Source organism: Gluconobacter albidus (assembly GCF_002005485.1).
Classification (GTDB): Bacteria; Pseudomonadota; Alphaproteobacteria; order Acetobacterales; family Acetobacteraceae; genus Gluconobacter; species Gluconobacter albidus.
Genome location: NZ_CP014689.1, coordinates 2348099 through 2365373, shown reverse-complemented (window position 1 = coordinate 2365373; position 17275 = coordinate 2348099). Strand labels below are relative to the sequence as shown.

At 61.4% G+C, this 17275-nt stretch carries 19 protein-coding genes; 13 read left to right on the top strand and 6 right to left on the bottom strand.

Annotated features, from left to right (window positions below; all coding sequences use genetic code 11):
• Positions 1–34 precede the first annotated feature (34 nt).
• From A0U94_RS10790 to A0U94_RS10760, 9 genes are all read left to right on the top strand, one after another.
• Positions 35–229 carry a DUF1656 domain-containing protein gene (locus tag A0U94_RS10790; protein WP_062026972.1) on the top strand — a complete coding sequence of 65 codons (195 nt, stop codon included), beginning with the start codon at positions 35–37 and terminating at the stop codon, positions 227–229.
• Positions 230–241: 12 nt separating this feature from the next.
• On the top strand, positions 242–1153 hold the full coding sequence (locus A0U94_RS10785; RefSeq protein WP_077802588.1) for an HlyD family secretion protein: 912 nt from the start codon (positions 242–244) through the stop codon (positions 1151–1153).
• Between the two features lies 1 nt (position 1154).
• Complete coding sequence (locus A0U94_RS10780; protein WP_062026976.1) at positions 1155–2660, top strand: efflux transporter outer membrane subunit; 1506 nt, start codon at positions 1155–1157, stop codon at positions 2658–2660.
• A 32-nt stretch (positions 2661–2692) separates the two neighbouring features.
• Positions 2693–3640 carry an alpha/beta hydrolase gene (locus A0U94_RS10775; RefSeq protein ID WP_062028462.1) on the top strand — a complete coding sequence of 316 codons (948 nt, stop codon included), beginning with the start codon at positions 2693–2695 and terminating at the stop codon, positions 3638–3640.
• Between the two features lie 47 nt (positions 3641–3687).
• Positions 3688–3846 (top strand): hypothetical protein, encoded by a 159-nt coding sequence (locus tag A0U94_RS15940; RefSeq protein ID WP_167369380.1) that lies wholly within the window; start codon positions 3688–3690, stop codon positions 3844–3846.
• A complete protein-coding gene (locus tag A0U94_RS10770; RefSeq protein WP_062106545.1) occupies positions 3843–4763 on the top strand; it encodes a DnaJ C-terminal domain-containing protein in 921 nt (306 codons plus the stop codon). The genes A0U94_RS15940 and A0U94_RS10770 overlap by 4 nt, the downstream gene beginning before the upstream one ends.
• 10 nt (positions 4764–4773) lie before the next feature.
• Positions 4774–4917 carry a hypothetical protein gene (locus tag A0U94_RS15935; protein WP_167369321.1) on the top strand — a complete coding sequence of 48 codons (144 nt, stop codon included), beginning with the start codon at positions 4774–4776 and terminating at the stop codon, positions 4915–4917.
• Positions 4918–4952: 35 nt separating this feature from the next.
• Positions 4953–6440 carry a peptide MFS transporter gene (locus A0U94_RS10765; RefSeq protein ID WP_062106547.1) on the top strand — a complete coding sequence of 496 codons (1488 nt, stop codon included), beginning with the start codon at positions 4953–4955 and terminating at the stop codon, positions 6438–6440.
• 217 nt (positions 6441–6657) lie between these two features.
• Positions 6658–8214 (top strand): carbohydrate porin, encoded by a 1557-nt coding sequence (locus A0U94_RS10760; RefSeq protein WP_077803369.1) that lies wholly within the window; start codon positions 6658–6660, stop codon positions 8212–8214.
• Between the two features lie 87 nt (positions 8215–8301).
• Here A0U94_RS10760 and A0U94_RS10755 read toward each other — a convergent pair whose 3' ends face one another.
• Positions 8302–10536 (bottom strand): TonB-dependent receptor, encoded by a 2235-nt coding sequence (locus A0U94_RS10755; protein ID WP_077803368.1) that lies wholly within the window; start codon positions 10534–10536, stop codon positions 8302–8304.
• A gap of 159 nt (positions 10537–10695) precedes the next feature.
• Between A0U94_RS10755 and A0U94_RS10750 the strand changes: the two genes are divergently transcribed.
• Complete coding sequence (locus A0U94_RS10750) at positions 10696–11325, top strand: POTRA domain-containing protein (RefSeq protein ID WP_062106551.1); 630 nt, start codon at positions 10696–10698, stop codon at positions 11323–11325.
• Between the two features lie 25 nt (positions 11326–11350).
• Here the strand turns inward: A0U94_RS10750 and A0U94_RS10745 are convergent, their stop codons facing one another.
• The 3 genes from A0U94_RS10745 to A0U94_RS10735 are packed head-to-tail and all read right to left on the bottom strand — an operon-like array spanning position 11351 to position 13948.
• Positions 11351–11938, bottom strand: coding sequence for a DUF1643 domain-containing protein (locus A0U94_RS10745; RefSeq protein WP_062106553.1), 588 nt, complete (start codon positions 11936–11938; stop codon positions 11351–11353).
• On the bottom strand, positions 11935–12483 hold the full coding sequence (locus A0U94_RS10740) for a peroxiredoxin (protein WP_062028450.1): 549 nt from the start codon (positions 12481–12483) through the stop codon (positions 11935–11937). The genes A0U94_RS10745 and A0U94_RS10740 overlap by 4 nt, the downstream gene beginning before the upstream one ends.
• 55 nt (positions 12484–12538) lie before the next feature.
• Positions 12539–13948 (bottom strand): transglycosylase SLT domain-containing protein, encoded by a 1410-nt coding sequence (locus tag A0U94_RS10735; RefSeq protein WP_062028448.1) that lies wholly within the window; start codon positions 13946–13948, stop codon positions 12539–12541.
• A gap of 223 nt (positions 13949–14171) precedes the next feature.
• Here A0U94_RS10735 and A0U94_RS10730 point away from each other — a divergent pair, with 223 nt between their 5' ends.
• The 3 genes from A0U94_RS10730 (at position 14172) to A0U94_RS10720 (ending at position 16156) form a co-directional block, all read left to right on the top strand.
• On the top strand, positions 14172–15041 hold the full coding sequence (locus A0U94_RS10730; protein ID WP_062028446.1) for an ABC transporter permease: 870 nt from the start codon (positions 14172–14174) through the stop codon (positions 15039–15041).
• A gap of 4 nt (positions 15042–15045) precedes the next feature.
• Positions 15046–15843, top strand: a complete 798-nt coding sequence (locus A0U94_RS10725; protein ID WP_062028440.1) for an ABC transporter ATP-binding protein — start codon at positions 15046–15048, stop codon at positions 15841–15843.
• A 94-nt stretch (positions 15844–15937) separates the two neighbouring features.
• Complete coding sequence (locus A0U94_RS10720; protein ID WP_011252962.1) at positions 15938–16156, top strand: hypothetical protein; 219 nt, start codon at positions 15938–15940, stop codon at positions 16154–16156.
• A gap of 37 nt (positions 16157–16193) precedes the next feature.
• Here A0U94_RS10720 and A0U94_RS10715 read toward each other — a convergent pair whose 3' ends face one another.
• Together A0U94_RS10715 and A0U94_RS10710 are read right to left on the bottom strand one after the other, a co-directional pair.
• Positions 16194–16586: a VOC family protein gene (locus tag A0U94_RS10715; protein ID WP_062028437.1), complete on the bottom strand. Its 393-nt coding sequence runs from the start codon at positions 16584–16586 to the stop codon at positions 16194–16196.
• A gap of 78 nt (positions 16587–16664) precedes the next feature.
• Entirely contained in the window at positions 16665–17240 is a 576-nt protein-coding gene (locus tag A0U94_RS10710; RefSeq protein ID WP_062028435.1) for an SspB family protein, read from the bottom strand.
• Positions 17241–17275: the final 35 nt, after the last annotated feature.

Sequence of the window (17275 nt, the reverse complement as noted above, 5' to 3'; positions counted from 1 at the left end):
GCAGTCTGGTGGTTGACGCTGGAGCTGGCTTCTGATGCTGGCTGAAGTTAACCTGTTTGGCGTTTTCGTTGCTCCGCTTTCCATTTATGCCGTAGCGGCGGTCTTTGTAACGTTACTGCTGAGAAGCCTTCTGTGGCGCACGGGCGCCCTGGGATGGTTCTGGCACGTCGCTCTCTTTGAAATAGCGCTCTATGTCTGTGTTCTCTGTCTGCTCATCCTTTACGTCTAGGGAGGGTCAGCGATGAACTGGACCCGCAGTGTAATCCGTGTCCTGCTGACCCTTGTGGTGCTGGCGCTCGCCATCGGCCTGGGGCGGACGATGTGGGACATCTATGTCCTCGCCCCCTGGACCCGTGACGGCCGCGTGCGCGTCTATGTCGTAGACGCCGCCCCCGAAGTTTCAGGCACGGTCGTGGCCGTGCCGGTCGTGGACAACGAGTATGTTCACAAGGGCGATCCGCTCTTTGTGCTCGATCCGGTGCGCTTCCGCCTCGACATCGACGCCGCCCGCGCCCGTCTGGCCGGAGCCGAGGAAGACCTCAAGCTCCGCAGCTCCGATGCAAAGCGCCGCATGGGACTGGGCGGTATCGTCTCGGCGGAAGAACAGGAAGACTTCAACTCCAACGTCGAGACCCAGCGCGCCAAGGTCAACGCGGCCAAGGCCGAGCTGAACACCGCCCTGCTGAACCTCCAGCGCTCCACGGTCTATTCGCCGGTGGACGGCTACATCACCAACCTGAACCTGCGCGTGGGTGATTACGCGCATGCCGGTCAGCCCGGTATGGCCGTGATCGACGCGCACAGCTTCTGGATCAACGGCTATTTCGAAGAAACGAAGATGCACGGCGTGCATGTGGGGGACGAAGCCCGCATCAAGCTGATGGGCTACAAACAGATCCTCATGGCGCATGTCGTGAGCATCGGCCGCGGCATCAACGACCAGAACGGCGTGTCCGACAAGCTGGGCCTGCCGGACGTCAATCCGATCTTCACCTGGGTGCGTCTGGCGCAGCGTATTCCGGTGCGTCTGGAACTCGACAGCGTCCCGCCGAACATCACGCTGGCGGCCGGCATGACGGCCACGGTGACGATCGGGCGCGAAACGCCGGGCGCGCGCGGGCGTCTGACCACCTGGCTGCAGAACCACCTCTGACATGTCCCGCAAATTCCTGACCCTTGCCCTGAGTACCTGTCTGTCGCTGACGGCGTGTACGGTGGGGCCAAACTTCACGCCGGACCGGATCAAGGTGCCCGACGCCTTCGTCGAGCAGCCCCATCCCGCCACGGCCGATGCGCTGGCGCAGTCGGCGGCGGACATGAAGGACTGGTGGTCGCAGTTCCACGACCCCATGCTCAACGAGCTGGTGGATCAGGCGATCAAGGGCAATTACGACCTGCAGATCGCCTCGCAGCACATCATCGCCGAGCGCGCCGTCCGCCGTCAGGCACAGTCGGCCTGGTATCCGCAGCTCGACGTGGCCGCAGGCGGCGGCGATGACCGCTATTCGATCAATATCGACAACTGGCCGCTGCGTCCGGGCAATCCGGCCAACCGCCCCGAAGCTTCGGTCCTGACCTATGGCGCGCGGGCGACCTGGGAAGTCGATCTGTTCGGGCACATCGCCCGGCAGGTGGAAGAGCGCAAGCGGATCGTCGAAGAGTCGATCGAGAACCGTCGGGGCGTTCTCCTGGCCCTGCTGGCAGAGATGGCGACGGACTATGTGACACTGCGCTCCGTGCAGGAGCGTCTGACCGTGACCGAGCGTGCCATCGACGTAGCCGTGCGCTCGCGCGAACTGACCGAAAAGCTCTACACCCATGGCCTCGGCAACACGCTGGCCGTGGCGCAGGCCCAGACGGAAGAACATCTCGAGCGCGCCCGTCTGGCGCCGTTGCACGAGCAGGAAGAGCGGCTGATGCATGCCATCGCCGTCCTTGTTGGCGACATGCCGGGCCAGCTTGAGGAAGAGCTGGAAAAGCGCCGTCCGATCCCCGATCTGCCGCGCTTCCCCGACAGCCTGCCATCGATCGTGCTGGCCAACCGCCCCGATATCCGCGTGGCCGAGGCCGAATACGCCGCCGACACCGCACGTGTGGGCATTGCGGTTTCGAACCTCTATCCGAAATTCATGATCCCGCTGACGTTCAACCCGAACGCTTCCGCCGCCTATCAGGCGTTCCAGGCGGGCGGCATGGCGTGGAGCTTCATGATGATGGCGACGCTGCCGGTCATTCATGGCGGCCGCTACACCGCCGCCATCGCGCAGGCCCGGGCCGAGGCCGAGGGCAGCCGTCTGAACTACCGCAAGACGGTGCTCAGGGCGTTCGCGGATGTCGAGGACGCGATGGGCGACTGGCGGCATAATGCCGAACTGGTCGAGCAGCTGAACCAGGCCTCCGTCGACGCCGGCCTCGCCCGCGACCGCGCCCAGAAGCTCTTCGGGGCCGGTCTGACCGGCTATCTGAACGTGCTGACGACCGAACAGACCGCCCTGTCCGCACAGGACCAGGCCGTCGTCGGACGTCTCGCCCGCGTCCGCAACGCCGTCGCCCTCTACATCGCCCTCGGCGCCGGATGGCAGGGAAAAGCCCTCACCGACACAAGGCTCCCCGTCGAAGTCAATCAGCAAAACGCTTTCGTCAGAGCTTTTACAAGGTAAAGCGGCAAAGGCGCCTGAACAGGAGACGCAGAATGAAGCCGAAAATATTTCGTTTCCTCTTTCTCCTCTCAGGCGTCTGCGGTCTGGCGTCGCATGCATTTGCGGCTGAGAGCAGCGCCATCACGGCGCCCGGCCCTCTGGGGGCGCTGGCAGGGACGTTTGTGAATGCGGGTGCTGGCACACCTGTTGTGCTGATGATCCCCGGCTCCGGCCCAACGGACCGCGACGGAAATTCGGCTCTGGGGCAGAAACCTGCGACGCTGCGGCAGATTGCGGATGGTCTTGCTGCCCATGGAATTTCGTCCGTCCGGATCGACAAACGTGGCATGTTCGGCAGCAAACAGGCAGTGGCTGATGGCAATCACGTCACGATTGCGGATTATGCTGCGGATGTGCGGAACTGGATTGCGGTCATCCGGGCCAGAACCGGCGCGCGGTGTGTCTGGCTGGCGGGTCACAGCGAGGGTGGGCTCGTCGCGCTGGCAAGCGTTCAGGGACAGGCCGACATCTGCGGGCTGATACTTTTGTCCACGCCCGGACGGCGGCTGGGTGAAGTTCTGCGGGCGCAGCTTCACGCCATTCCTTCGGCCAAAACGGTTCTGCCGCAGATTGACGCGACGATTGATGCTCTTGAAGCCGGACAGCATGTGGATGTCCAGACGCTGCATCCGGGGTTGCGGGGCATGTTTCATCCTCTGGTGCAGGATTTCATGATTGATCTGTTCCATCATGATCCGGCGGCGCTGCTCAAGGCGTATCACGGGCCGGTCCTGATCGTTCAGGGCGGCGAGGACCGCAAGGTCAGTGCAGCCGATGACCTGTCGCTGCTGAAGGCTGCGGATCCCGGGGCGACAGTCGTTCTGTTGCCGTCGGCGATCCATCCGCTGGCGGATCTGGGTACGGTTCCAGCCGCCGATGGGTCGCTTTTGCTGGATGGTGCTGTCGTGCCCGATATTGCAGAGTTCATTCAGAAACATTGACCCGAAGCCGCAGTGGTCACACATCTGGGGATAACGGAGGATCAGAGATGGCAGACGACGGACATCCGGCAGAGGATTATCTGCGACCGAAGCTGCAGGATCTGATTTCAGACGGTGTGCGGGCTGGCTTCCCGCAGGATGAAGTCATTGCGGTCCTGATTTCCCTGCTGGATGAGGGACCTGAAGAAGACGGGGAAATGAGATGAGCGACCCATATTCGGTACTGGGCGTTTCGAAAACGGCGACGGACAAGGAAATTCGCAGCGCGTATCGGAAGCTGGCCAAGCAGTACCATCCGGACCACAACCCGGACGACAAAAAGGCCGAAGAGCGCTTCAAATCGGTCGGGCAGGCGTACAACATCGTTGGCGACAAGGAAAAGCGCGCGCGCTTTGATCGTGGGGAGATTGATGCCGACGGGCAGGAGCGCGGGCCTTTCGGCGGCGGCTTTGGCGGTGGCGGGTATGGTCCGGGTGGCCCGCGTTCGGGCGGGCAGGGCCCCCAGGGTGGTTTCAGTCAGGAAGACCTCGGCTCCTTTTTTTCGGACATGTTCAGCGGAGGCTTCAGCGGCGATTTCCAGCCGGGCGGTTCCGGTGGACGCCGTGCCTCCAAGGGATCCGACCGCCGTTTCGCAGTGACGATCTCGTTTCAGCAGGCTGTTCTGGGAACATCGCTCGATCTGACACTGGGTGAGGGAGGGCACACGGAAGTCCGCATCCCGCCGGGTGTGGAGGATGGGCAGACCCTGCGCGTGCGCGGCAAGGGTGCGCCGGGGCGTCCGGGGATGGACGGCCAGCCGGGCGTGGCCGGGGATGCGTTGCTGACGATCTCCGTCACGCCCGACAGCCGTTATGTCCGTGAGGGACGCAACCTGCGGATGACGCAGAATCTGGATCTGAAAACGGCTGTTGTAGGCGGAAAAATCGCCGTTCCGACCCCGAAGGGTGACGTTTCGGTCAAGATCCCGAAGCACTCCGACAGCGGCAAGGTGCTGCGTCTGGCAGGGCGTGGAATTGGGGGCGATAAAAAGCATCCGGCCGGTGATCTGCTGGTGACGCTGCAGGTTCATATCGGTACTGTCTCCCCCGAGCTGGAGGCCTTCTTCAGCCAGCAGGAGAGCTGAAGAGATGGGGATGGTGCGTCGCGTCCGGTCGAGACTGCCGGAATGGCCGTGGAGTGACATCATCGGCGGGATCGTGGCGCTGATCTTCGTGGTGTGTCTGGGTGTCATCAGTACGCACGCACTGATCCTCGCCGGGGAGTGGCATTTGCCCTAAGGTGCCCCCGTCTTCTGGTTTCTGACGGGTTCTGCATGACCGCTTCTTCTCTTCCTTCCGCTCCCGGAATGCGCCGCAAGGCGTTTACCGTCGTTCTGGCCATCGAACTGTGGGAACGGTTCGGATATTACGGCATGCAGGCCGTTCTCACGCTCTTCATGGTCGTGCACCTCCGGATGGGTGATGCCGCCGCCAACCTCATGATGGGCGCTTTCGGCGCGCTGACCTATATCACGCCCGTTATCGGGGGTGTCATTGGCGACAGGGTGCTGGGCGCGCGGCGGACGATGGTCATGGGCGCGCTGTCCCTGACCTGCGGCTATGCCTTTCTGGCAGCGGCGCTTCAGTCCCATATGCTGCTGCTGGTGGCGATGGCGCTGATTTCAACGGGAAACGGCCTGTTCAAGCCCAATGCCGGAAATCTGGTGCGTCGGATCTATAAGGGCGACGATGCGGCGCTCGATGCCGCCTTCACGCTCTATTACATGTCCGTCAATGTCGGCTCGACCGTTTCCATGCTGCTTACTCCGTGGCTTCAGATCAATTACGGAGCGCCGGTGGCGTTTGCGACCTGTGCGGTCGGATTGGGCATTGGTCTGCTCTATTATGTGCTGCGCGCCAACTGGCTTGAGCCGACAACACCCGCGGCTGAAAAGGCGCCCGTCCCCCTGTCCCGCTTCGGGCTCGTCCTGGGGGGGCTTGCCGTACTGACGGTTTTCAACGCCTGGGTTCTGGGAAGCGATACCCTGGCGCGCCTGTGTGTGATTGCGGCCGGAGCCGGACTGGCGGCTGTCTGGGTTGCGCTTTACGTCCGTGCGCCCCGGATCGAACGTCCGGGCCTGCGGCTGACCTATCTGCTGTGTCTGCAGGGGACGATCTATATGGTCTTCTACCAGCAGATGATGACCTCCCTGACCCTGTTCGCCCTGCGTGGCGTGTCCGGGGATTACCGCATTGGCGGCATCACGCTCTTCCACATGTCGGCGGGCCAGTTTCAGGTTCTCAATTCCGTCTGGATCATGGTTCTCAGTCCGGTTCTGGCGGTTCTGTACAACCGCATGGGACAGCAGCAGAAGCCGACATCCCATGCGCGCAAGATGCTGGTTGGCTATGCGATGGTCTCGGTCGGGTTCGGGGTCTGGTGGGCTGCGGCAGCTCATACGGACGGGCTGGTATCTCCCTGGATTATGGTGGTTGGGTATGGCTTCCTGTCGCTGGCGGAACTGCTCACGAACGGGCTGGGGCTTGCGATCATCGCGCGCTATTCACCCGCCCGGCTGAGCGGATTCATGATGGGGGCGCTGTATCTGCTGTGGGGCATTGCCATGTATGTGGGCAGCATCATCGCCAATCAGGCTGCCCTGCCGCCTGAAGTGGTGGCTGGCAACGGCGGAGCGTCGCTTTATGCGGGACTGTTCCGGACGCTTTGCGAAGTTGCGGCCGGAGTTGTGGTCATTCTGGCGCTTCTGGAGCCTGTGACGCGACGTTGGGACCGCGAACACGCAACTGTGATCGCGGAGTAACTCCGGGAAACTGGAGCGTTAAACTTTTTGTAATATCGGAGAAATCTCCAGATAAAAAAATGGCGTCAGGTGTCGGGCTCGTGTCCTGAAAGACATATTATGAAAACTGACGTCTTCCACGCTCTATTCTGGACCGTTTTCGGACTGTATGACATCTCCCAGCCGCGTGATCGGGTTCTGGCGGCTGTCATGGTGTCACAGGGAGACGGTTTGGAAGATGGGGAAGCTCGGACAGGATTGGACGAAAACGCTGTGGACGGCCTGCGCCATGACAGCGCTGCTTCCTGGCTTTATGGCCGCCGCATATGCGCAGACGACACCGGCTGGTGTCGTGGACGGTCATCAGAAAGCAGCGGCCAGAACCAGCACGGCGACCATGGGCACGCCGCAGATCCGCACGAAATCCATTTCTCCCGTGCCGCAGCTCGTGAAGCCGACCCCCAAAGGTGTTGAACCCGCAGCCAGCACGTCTGACACGACCGAGAACCGTTTCTTCCCGGCGTCTTTCCACGACTGGCTGACCCAGAGCACCATGACGGGTGACTGGGGCGGCTGGCGGACATGGCTGACCGACAAGGGCATCAATATCGGGGGGCACTATCTTGAGGACAGTGCCGGCAATCCGATGGGCGGCAAGACCAAGGCCGTGCGTTATGCGGATGAGTTCGGCATCAATGTCGATTTCAACCTCAAGAAGCTGACGGGCCTGAATCTAGGCATGTTCCACACGCTGATTACAGCGCGTCAGGGACTGGGCATTGGCGCGACGCTTCCGGCGCTGGACAGCCCGCAGCAGATCTTCGGGTCGGGCGAAACGGTGCGTCTGACGCGTCTGTCCTGGGAAATGCCCTGGAACCGGTATGTGTCGACCGAAGTTGGTGAAATCAACACCGAGAACGATTTCGAGCAGTCGTCCATCTACTGGGGCATGAGCCAGTACTGCCAGTTCGAGTCCAACGCGATCTGTGGCATGCCGCAGTCCATTGCGATGAACTCGGGCTATGGCTGGTATCCGACGGCCCATCCGGGGGCATGGGTGAAGTTCTACCCGGCCGGGAACGACCATTATCTCGTGCAGTTCGGCGCGTACTCGATCGACCCCACGATCTCGAACACGCATAACGGCTGGAAACTGAACCTGCATGACGCGATCGGGACTTATATTCCGTTCCAGCTCGGCTGGCATCAGGGCGGCAAGGACGACTACAGCGGCCCGCTCCAGACCAACGTCAAGATCGGCGGATACTGGGATACGTCCGAAGTCAGCGATGTCTATTCCAAGCTCAGCATGTTCTCCGTTCCGGCGGAGTATCTGCTGTCGGCCCCGACGCAGAAGGTCCGTGGACGGTTCGGTGGCTGGTTCCAGTTCGACCGGATGCTGGAGCGGGATGCGGCCGATCCGAACCGCGGCACGACGCTGTTCACGTCCTTCACCTGGGGCGATCCGCGCACAGCCGTCGCACCGTATTTCATCACCTGGGGCGTGACCCGCAAGGGTACGTTCCGCAACCGCCCGAACGATACGATCAGTCTGGGCATGAAGATGCTCTGGGTGAATCCGAAGCTGACGATCTGGGCACGCCAGATGCAGGCCTCGGGCGCACAGGGCATCAACAAACCCTCCGGCGAGCATGCGATCGAACTGAACTACGGCTGGCGCCCGACGCCCTGGCTCGTGATCCGGCCGGGTGCACAGTATATCTGGAGCACGGGCGGCACGAACCGATACAAGAATCCGCTGCTTCTGGATTTCGAAACGGGCATCACGTTCTGATCGTTCCCGACCGGAACGTCTGACATGAAAAACGCGCCGCTCCCGCATGGGAGGGCGCGTTTTTTGTTTCCAGCGGTGTGATGCGGATTACAGATCCGTCGTGAAGGAGAACTTGAACGTGCGGGGCATGCCCTGCATCAGATAACCGTTGAAGGCCGAGGACCAGTAACGCGTGTTGGCCAGGTTATCGACGCCAAAGCGCAGCGTGACCGGCGTGTGATGCGTCACGAACGTATAGCGCCCTGCCAGATCAAAGCGTGTCCAGACCGGGATATGCAGGGTGTTGGCTGTGTTGACCCACTGCTTGCCGGTATTGACCACCCGCCCGACGACCGTGGCGCCTTTAAGAAACGGCAGATCGTATTCGAGATTGGCGTTGATGGTATAGTTCGGCACGCCGATGGCCGTGTTGCCGTCCTGAAGGCCGTTTGCCGTATGACGCAGATCCGCCTGAATGACGGTGCCGCCACCATTGAAGCGCAGGCCGGGCAGGATCTCGCCATTCAGCGTCAGTTCGATGCCCCGGTTCCGCTGCAATCCGTCTTCACGAAAGGCGAACGTGCCCGTATTGCCAAGTGCGACGGAATAGGCGTTGGGCTGTGAAATCTCATAGACGGCGAGCGCGGCACTGAAGCGGCCCGTGTCGTATTTCGCGCCTACTTCATACTGCGTGGATTTGTATGGCGGGAAAATCTCGCCCAGATTCACGACATTTCCCGAAGCGGTCGGCCCCTGTGACAGGCCTTCGATCCGGTTGAAATACAGAGACGTCCGGCGCGTCGGATGGATGACCAGCCCCACGACCGGGGTGATGGCGTCCTGATCGTAATGGTTGTTCATCGCGCCTCGGCCGGTCTTACTGTAGGCGTAGCCTTTGATGAGCATGTTCTGGTACCGGAAACCGCCTGTCAGGGCGACACGGTCGTGGAAGAAGGACATCGTGTCTGAGAAGAACAGGCTGTACAGGCGCGTGCGGTTGGTGGACTGCGGGTCATTAAGCACACCCCCAATAAACGTCTCCGCCGGGGCTGAAAACTGCGGCGTGTTGTAGATGTTGGTCGCACCGGGCGTCAGGGCCATCGCATAGGCGGCGGCGCTGTCTTCCCACAGGCCGGAACCGCCAGCGTTGATTTCATGGCGGATGAAGCCTGTGCGGAAATGGGCGCGAACGCCTGCGCGGGTGCTTTCATTCGTTTGATCATAGGGCACATACATCGCCCCCGCCGTCCCCGCGCCAGTGGCAGGATCTGTGACGGTAGGGTTGGAATAATTGCCCTTTTCATTGCTGGTAAGGGCGCCGAATGCGCCATACAGCGTGATGTTTTTCGTCAGGTCATGCTCGACGTTCAGCATGCCGAAAACATAGTTCAGGTCATTATATGCCCAGCGCTGCCCGAAATTATGCGAGGGCGCGACAGGGCGGGGAACGGACGTGACGGCGCTGCCAAGAAAGATCGCCGGCCGCCCCCCGTCCACGCCCTGGTTTTCATAGTCGATATCCATTGTAACGCGGGTGCGGTTGTCGCGGTCATGCCAGTCGAAATCCGCGCCCAACGTGGTGGAATGGCGGTATTCGTCCGTCACGGCATCTTCGCCGCTTTTGCCCGCGACGTTCAGCCGCACGCCGAAATCCTTGTCCTGTCCGAACCGACGGCCAACGTCGATGCTGCCACCGCCCATGGCGCTGCTGGTGTAATCGCCGGTGATGCGGGTGAGGGGGGCATTCGTTGCGTGTTTGAACAGCAGGTTGATGTTGCCGCCGATGGCCGACCCGCTGGGTGCTGCCCCGTTGAGGAACGCACTGGCACCGTTGAGAACCTGCACCTGATCGTAGAGTTCGGGCGAGACGAGCTGCCGGGGCGTAATGCCGTAGAGCCCGTTGATCGAAACGTCGTCGCCATTCACGGCAAAGCCGCGGATGACGAACATTTCCGAGAAATTGCCGTAGCCATAGGTCGTGCGGACGGACGGATCGTTTTCCAGAACCTCGCCGAGCGTCTGGGACTGCTGGTTGAGGATCAGGCTGGAATTGTAGCTGCGGATGTTGAACGGAACATCCAGCCCCTTTTTGTTGCCCAGAGCCCCGAGCTGTCCGCCGCTGCTGACCTGCATCTGATCCCGGCGTCTGGCGCGGACAACGATTTCCTCATCCTGACTGACCTGTTGCGCTTCTGTTGAAGGCTTTGCCGAAGCGGTGGATGTCGTGTCGGAGACGACGGAAGGGGCGGCGAAAACGGGAAAAGCTGTCCCTGCCAGCAGCAGACAGGACAGGCGCGCAACCCGGAGCGGGTTTGAGAACGGAATGGAAAGCGATGCGCGCACGGAGACCTCGAAGCAAGAAGCAGTTGGGCGCGTTATTGCGATAATGAGATTTATTCGCAACTAAAATATGAATTCTGGATCGGCGCAACGGCGATTTGCCAAAGCCGGGAACTCCTGTAGCGTAAAAGTCAGAGTTTTTTCATGACAGGAAATTTCCAGATGTCCCTTCGTCCCCTGCTTGCCCGGAGTTTTCTGGGTGTTTCGCTGGCTGTTGCGTCCTTCGCTGGAACGGCTGCCACGGAATATGCTTTTGCGGCGGTTCCGGCTCCAAATGTGCCGCTCAAGCTGATGAGTGTTGCTGTTCAGGGCAACAGCCGCGTTCCGACGGCGGACATCCTGCAGGCGTTCGGCTATCACGCAGGTGACAAGGTTACGCGCAACGATCTGGATGCAGGTCAGAAACGGGTCGGCGAGCTCTATTCATCGCGCAATGTCGGGACCAGCCTGGAAGAGCGTCTGCGGATCTCCGGCAATGGCGTGGCCGTGAAGATCATTCTTGAGGAACAGGCCGCGAGCGCTCCCGCCCAGCCTGCTTCGCTCGTTCTGGACAAGGTCGAGTTCCAGGGAAACAAAAAGGTTTCGACAGCCGATCTGGAAGCCGCGACCAAGCTTCGCGCGGGCGGACCTGTTTCGAACGAACTGCTGTCTGCAGACCAGCAGGCCATCCAGGCCCTCTATAAGAACAAGAATGTCGGGGGATCTTTCCAGCCCCAGGCGACCTATCCGAACCACGACCAGCATGTCGTTCTGGTCTGGGTCATCAAGGAACAGGACAAAGCTGCGAACTGACGCAGCCTCCCCTGGAAAATGCCGCTCAGCCCAGCGTATCGGGGTCGAGCGGCTCCGGGGTTAGAATCGAGGGCAGATAGAGCGGATGTTCAGGACGCCCGCTCTTGCTCAGGCGCAGGGCCGTAACCCGGATGCCGTTCTGCCCCATCAGGCGGGCAACTTCGGTGCCGCGCGCGCGCAGGCCTTTGGCCTGTGGCGATCCATAAGCCAGCACGACCAGATCGGCCTGGCGGGCCATCTCCAGCAGGTGGGCATCGTTGTCCGGCCCGACCGGGTCGTCCACTTCCAGCAGGCGCTTCTGATCCGTGCAGCGATAGGCGAAGCTGTTGCCGACGAACATGCCGCCATAGCCCCATGCCCGCGCGTAACGCTGGCACTTGGCGACCGTACGGTCATCGCCGAACTCGGTCGCCACAGACGGGTTCATCATCAGCCACATGACCATGGGGCGTGTGTCGTCCCAGACGCGGCGCAGCGTGTAACGGTAGCAGTCTTTCGGGCCACCATAGATCGCGGTGCTGCTGACATCCGCGGACAGTTTCAGAGGGCCTGAATCACCGACATGATGATGGTCGAACAGATCGGGAGCCGCTGACGGGGAACGTGCGCTCACGGGGTCTGCTTCAGGGCCTTTACCGCGGCAAGCGCGCGCGAAACGTGCTCGTCAGGAGACATCGAGGCATAGCTCATGACGATATGACCATCCTGCGCGATGACGTAGGACGTGCGGCTCGCCATGTGCAGCAGGGGCATTTTGGCGGCATAGCTGCGGGTGATCTTGCCCGTCGGGTCGGCAGCCACGGCAAAGGTACTGCGACATTCGCTGACGGAGAACCGGTCGAGCTTGTCGATCGGGTCCATGGAAACGCCGATGACGGTTGCGCCCTGCGCCTTGAAGTCGGGAATGGCGTCCGCGAATTCATGGGCTTCAATCGTGCAGCCCTTGGTGAAAGCCGCCGGATAGAAATACAGGACCACCGGGCCCGTCTTGAGGGCGTCGGCCAGATGATAGGTGAACTCGTGCCCGCCGAGGCTTGCAGGGGCCGAGAAATCCGGAGCATGGCTGCCGGTTTCGAGGGCGGCATGCGCCGGAGTGATCGTCAGGGCGCCGGAGAGGGCGACAGCACAGAAAGCGGTCGTTGCAAGAAAGCGGCGCATCGGGGTTTTGTATTCCTGTCAGAAAAGCGGGCTAGCACGCAGCCCGGCAAACGGATCAATAGGCGCCGGGCGGAACCACGACGCAGGGAGAACCGTGCGACAGACGGCGGCAGGCTGCAACCGCATTTTCATGTGTCAGCCCCGTCAGGCGTGCACGATAGAGATGGGACCGGCCATTTTTGACGCCTTCCACCTGCGATCTGGCGGAGGCCACCACAACACCGCCTTTGCTGTGAGCCGTGGCGGTCGCAAGGCTTGCCTGCTTGGCATTGGCAAAGGCGCCGACCTGAATGGCCCAGTTTCCGGTCGCATTTCCCGGTGTCGCTGTGCTTTTGGCCGGAGCGGACGCAGCAGGAAGCGCCATGCGGTACTGGGGACGGGTGGCGGGCATGACGGCCATGATCGGCTGGGGCTGGAGATGATGCCCGATCGGGATTTCCTGTGCCGTTACGCGGTTGTCTGCCACATCGTCTGCGGGCACGGAGGCCTGACGCACAAGAGGATGAGCGGGTGCTGGCGCATAACCCCGGGCGGCCCAGGCGGCGCTGATGCTTGTCGGAGCGTCCGACCCCGCAGTGGAGGCGACCTGAACCGGCGCCTCTGCAGGCGACGCTGCGCTCGGCTGTGTCGCACTCTGGGACGTGGTGGACGACGTGTCGGAGTCTGTATCGTCAGACGCCGTTTCAGCTGTTTCCCGATGGCTCCAGGCTGCACTCACGGCCTGTCGTTCGGAGGGGGAGGCCGCTGGCGTCATATCGGCAGGCTGGGTATTCTGGGCCAGCATGACCTGCGCGTTCGGGTCATGCTGTGCGACCAGAAGATCGGCGGCGGAGCGGTTACGGGGCGTGATCCCGGCGATATGCGGTCCGATCGCGGCGACATACCGGCGTGTCTCGCGTGGCAGCGCACGGCCGCGACGCAGATAACGGTCAAGGCTGCCCGGACCGTCATTATAGGCCGCAAGGAAGCCGGGAGAGCCATAGATGTCATACATCTGGCGCAGATAGGCCGTACCTGCGAGAATATTATCATGCGGATCGAAGGGATCTTCGCCAAGCCCGTATTGCTGGCGCATGTCGTCATAGGTCGGGGGCATGAGCTGCAGAAGACCCATCGCGCCAGGAACCGATGTGATGAAGTTGCCGTTATGGTCGAAAAGGTGACCGCCGGATTCCTGCTGCATCACGGCCCGGATCCAGGCATCGGGTACGTCAAAGCGCTCGGACGCCTCGCGGATATAAGGTCCCCATGGATCTTCGGGGGGGCCCGGAGGGGCGTAATAGGATTTTGCATGAGCGCGGTAATTGGCCGCTTCCTGCGAGACTGGCAGTTCCGAAGAGGATCCCATGTCGGCATTGTTGCCGGCACAGGCCGCCAGAAGCCCGACCAGACCGAACGCCGCGCCCGCACGAATGAGAGACAGGGTGCGGACAGAAGTCCGGAGAGGAAAGACGGGTCTGGGCATCGGGTCGGGGCACCTGAGGAAAACGGGTCTCATTGTGTCAAGCATACACGGGGATTGCGGCGAAACTAGGAAAAAGGGTTCTGACGGGCAGATTTTCTGATGCAGGACTGTCCGTTGATCCGGGTGTAGCGGAAATTCATTTCCCGAATATGAACTTCCCGGAATATGACGATCACCGTAGCGTCTTCTTGCCGGGACATGGGGGATCGGGTAGGCGGACAGTATGAGTGTACCTTCTCCAGCTTCCAGTGCTGCACGGGACGAAGTGCCGCGCAGACAGACCCGTCGTGACACTCCCCGCAGCAGTCCTGCCGCGCGGGCCTGGGCGGACTGGAAGGAGACACGACGCCTGTGGAGACTGGGTGTGCGGCTCGGCTGGCTCGATATCCGGCTCCGGTATCGGGGGTCCGCGCTGGGGCCGTTCTGGCTTACGATCACCTCCGCGCTGATGGTCGCCTCGATGGGCGTTCTCTACAGCCGGCTGTTTCATATGCAGCTTGCGACCTATCTGCCGTTCCTGTCGCTGTCGCTCACCTTGTGGAGTGTGGGGCTTTCAAGCCTGATCCAGGAATCCTGCACCTGCTTTCTTGAAGCGGAGGCCATGGTGCGCTCCGTCCAGCTGCCGCTCCTGCTATATGCGCTGCGTGTCGTGGTGCGAAATGCGATCGTGTTTGCCCATAATATCGTGGTGCCGCTTGCCGTATTCGCTCTCTATCATGTCTGGCCGGGACTGAATGCCGTTCTGGCGGTTCCGGCTCTTCTGCTCTGGGCTCTGGACGGGTTTGCCGCCTGCATGGTGTTCGGATCGCTTTGCGCCCGCTTCAGGGATGTTGCGCCCATCGTCGGGGCGCTGTTGCAGATCGTGTTCTACGTGACGCCGGTCATCTGGATGCCGCAGCAGCTTGGCGCAAAGGCGTCCTATCTGTTGTACAATCCGTTCTATCCGCTGCTGGAAATCGTGCGCGAGCCTCTGCTCGGGCGTGTGCCATCCCTGCAGATCTGGAGCATTGCGCTGGCCATCAGTGCGGTGTTCTGGCTGATTGCCGTACGTGCGTTCATCCGGACGCGGGCGCGCATTGTCTTCTGGATCTGACATCATGGCCCATATCCGTCTCGAAGATCTCTCTCTGTCATTCCCCGTTCTGCATGGCGGTTCGCGTTCTCTGAAAAAGACCCTGCTGGCCCGTGCGAAAAGTACCGTGGCCGCAAAATCGGGCGCAGTGGGTGGCAGAATGCGCGTCAGCGGCAACTCCGCCGAAGTCGTGGAGGTTCAGGCTCTTTTCAATGTCAGCCTCACGATTGCCGAAGGGGAACGGGTCGGGCTGGTCGGGCATAATGGTGCGGGAAAATCGACGCTCCTGCGCGTGCTCGCCGGGATTTATGAAACGGGTGACGGCACGCTGGACATCGAAGGCGACACCCATGCCCTCATTGATCCCAATGCAGGTATGAACGGTGAGCTGACGGGACGTGAGAACATCCAGCTCTTCGCCTGTCGCATGGGAATGGGACGGGTTGCGACACAGGAACTGGAACAGGATGTGGAGGCGTTCTCGGATCTGGGAGCGTTTTTCGACCTTCCGGTGCGGCTCTATTCCTCCGGCATGTCTGTCCGGCTGGGTTTTGCGCTGGCGACGGTGCCGCGTTCCCGGATCCTGCTGATGGACGAATGGTTCATGGCCGGGGATCAGAAATTTCAGGATAAGGCTAGGGCACGACTGGAGAGCATGGTCGACGCGGCGGAGATCCTGGTGGTGACGTCCCACGCGCTGTCAATTCTCCGGCAGTGGTGTACGCGCATCATCTGGATGGAAGGCGGGGAAATCCGCATGGATGGCCCGGCACAAGAGGTGCTGGACGCTTATGAAGCGGCGCTGGCAGTGACTCCGGTATAAACTCCCCCTCACGACGCCTTGCGGGCAACGCAGTTGGTATCCCAGCAGCCGTGGGGTAGGCTCCGAGGGGTTTTTACATTCAGGGAGACATTTCATGTCTTATGCCGCCATTGACGCTGCACGCGTCGCCAAAGCTTCCGAATCCGCGCTTCAGACCCTGTCGACCGTGAAGGAAACGTCCGAGGCCCATCAGCGCAAGACGATCATGATCGAACGGATTCATGCGCTCGCCAAGGCAGCAGCGGAGACGAAGGACTGTAATGCCATTACCCTCACCTCCGAGGAATTCTGGCTGATTTCCAAGAACTGGTAACGCGATCTGAAGGCAGCGGCGCCAGGCTCCGCTGCCTTCAGCCGTTATAGGAAGCCAGTTCGATCAGATTACCATCCGGGTCGCGGCAATAAACGGATGTGATCGGCCCCAGTGCGCCAAGGCGCGCGACCGGGCCTTCAACGATTTCCACGCCGCATTTTTCCAGATGCTTGACGATCTGTTCACTGGCGATGGCCGTTGTGAAACACAGATCCGATGTGCCCGGAGCAGCGGCTCCGGCGGTATCCCAACCTTCCGAGCCTTCGGGGCGAAGATTGATCTTCTGGCCGCCGAAGCTCAGGGCCACACGATTGTTGCGGCCATACTCGTCGATATCCATGCCCAGAACCCGCTGATACCAGGACGCAGACAGGTCCCGGTTCCGGACGGTCAGCACGATATGGTCAAGGCGATCGACGGTAAAGCGCATGGGGATCCCTCATGAAAGCGACATTCAGGCCATTGGTTCCGGTCAGTATAGGCCGGAACCACACACTCTGGCTAACGCCTAGCTGGGCGGACGCTTGCGGAAGGCCGCGAGGCTGACCACTTCCGCGTCTTTTTTGCCGTCTTCCGAAGAGGAGGGCTCGGGCTGGACGTCCGGATGATGGGCCGGATCAATATCGTCGGGCTCTACCGCGCCCTCGGGAATTTCGATGTCCTCATCGTCTTCAAGCGGGGAGTGGTTGAAGCGCAGGGCCATCCGGATGTGGGGGTCGGCAAAGGCCGTGATGGCATTGACGGGAATGCACAGGATGCTCCCAACGCCGCCGAAGGACAGACCGACCGAAATCACGTTCTTGTCGCGGTCCAGCGCCAGATCCCAGAACTGGTGCTGAAGGACGATGGTCATTTCTTCGGGATACTGTGCCCGCAGACGGGCAGGGATGATCACATCCGGCCGGTTCGTCCGGAACGTCAGATAGAAGTGATGGGCCCCCGGCAGCCCCTCGGCCGCAACATGCTCGATCGCACGCAGCATGACCTCACGGTAGGCGTCTTCCACCCAGTCATCATAGGGGAGGAGGCTTTCGGGAAGCTCGTGCTCGAAGCCGTCCTGGCCGTTGTGATCGTCGTCGCTCATGGTCGCAAGCCTGATGTTTCGGTCAACTTTCATCA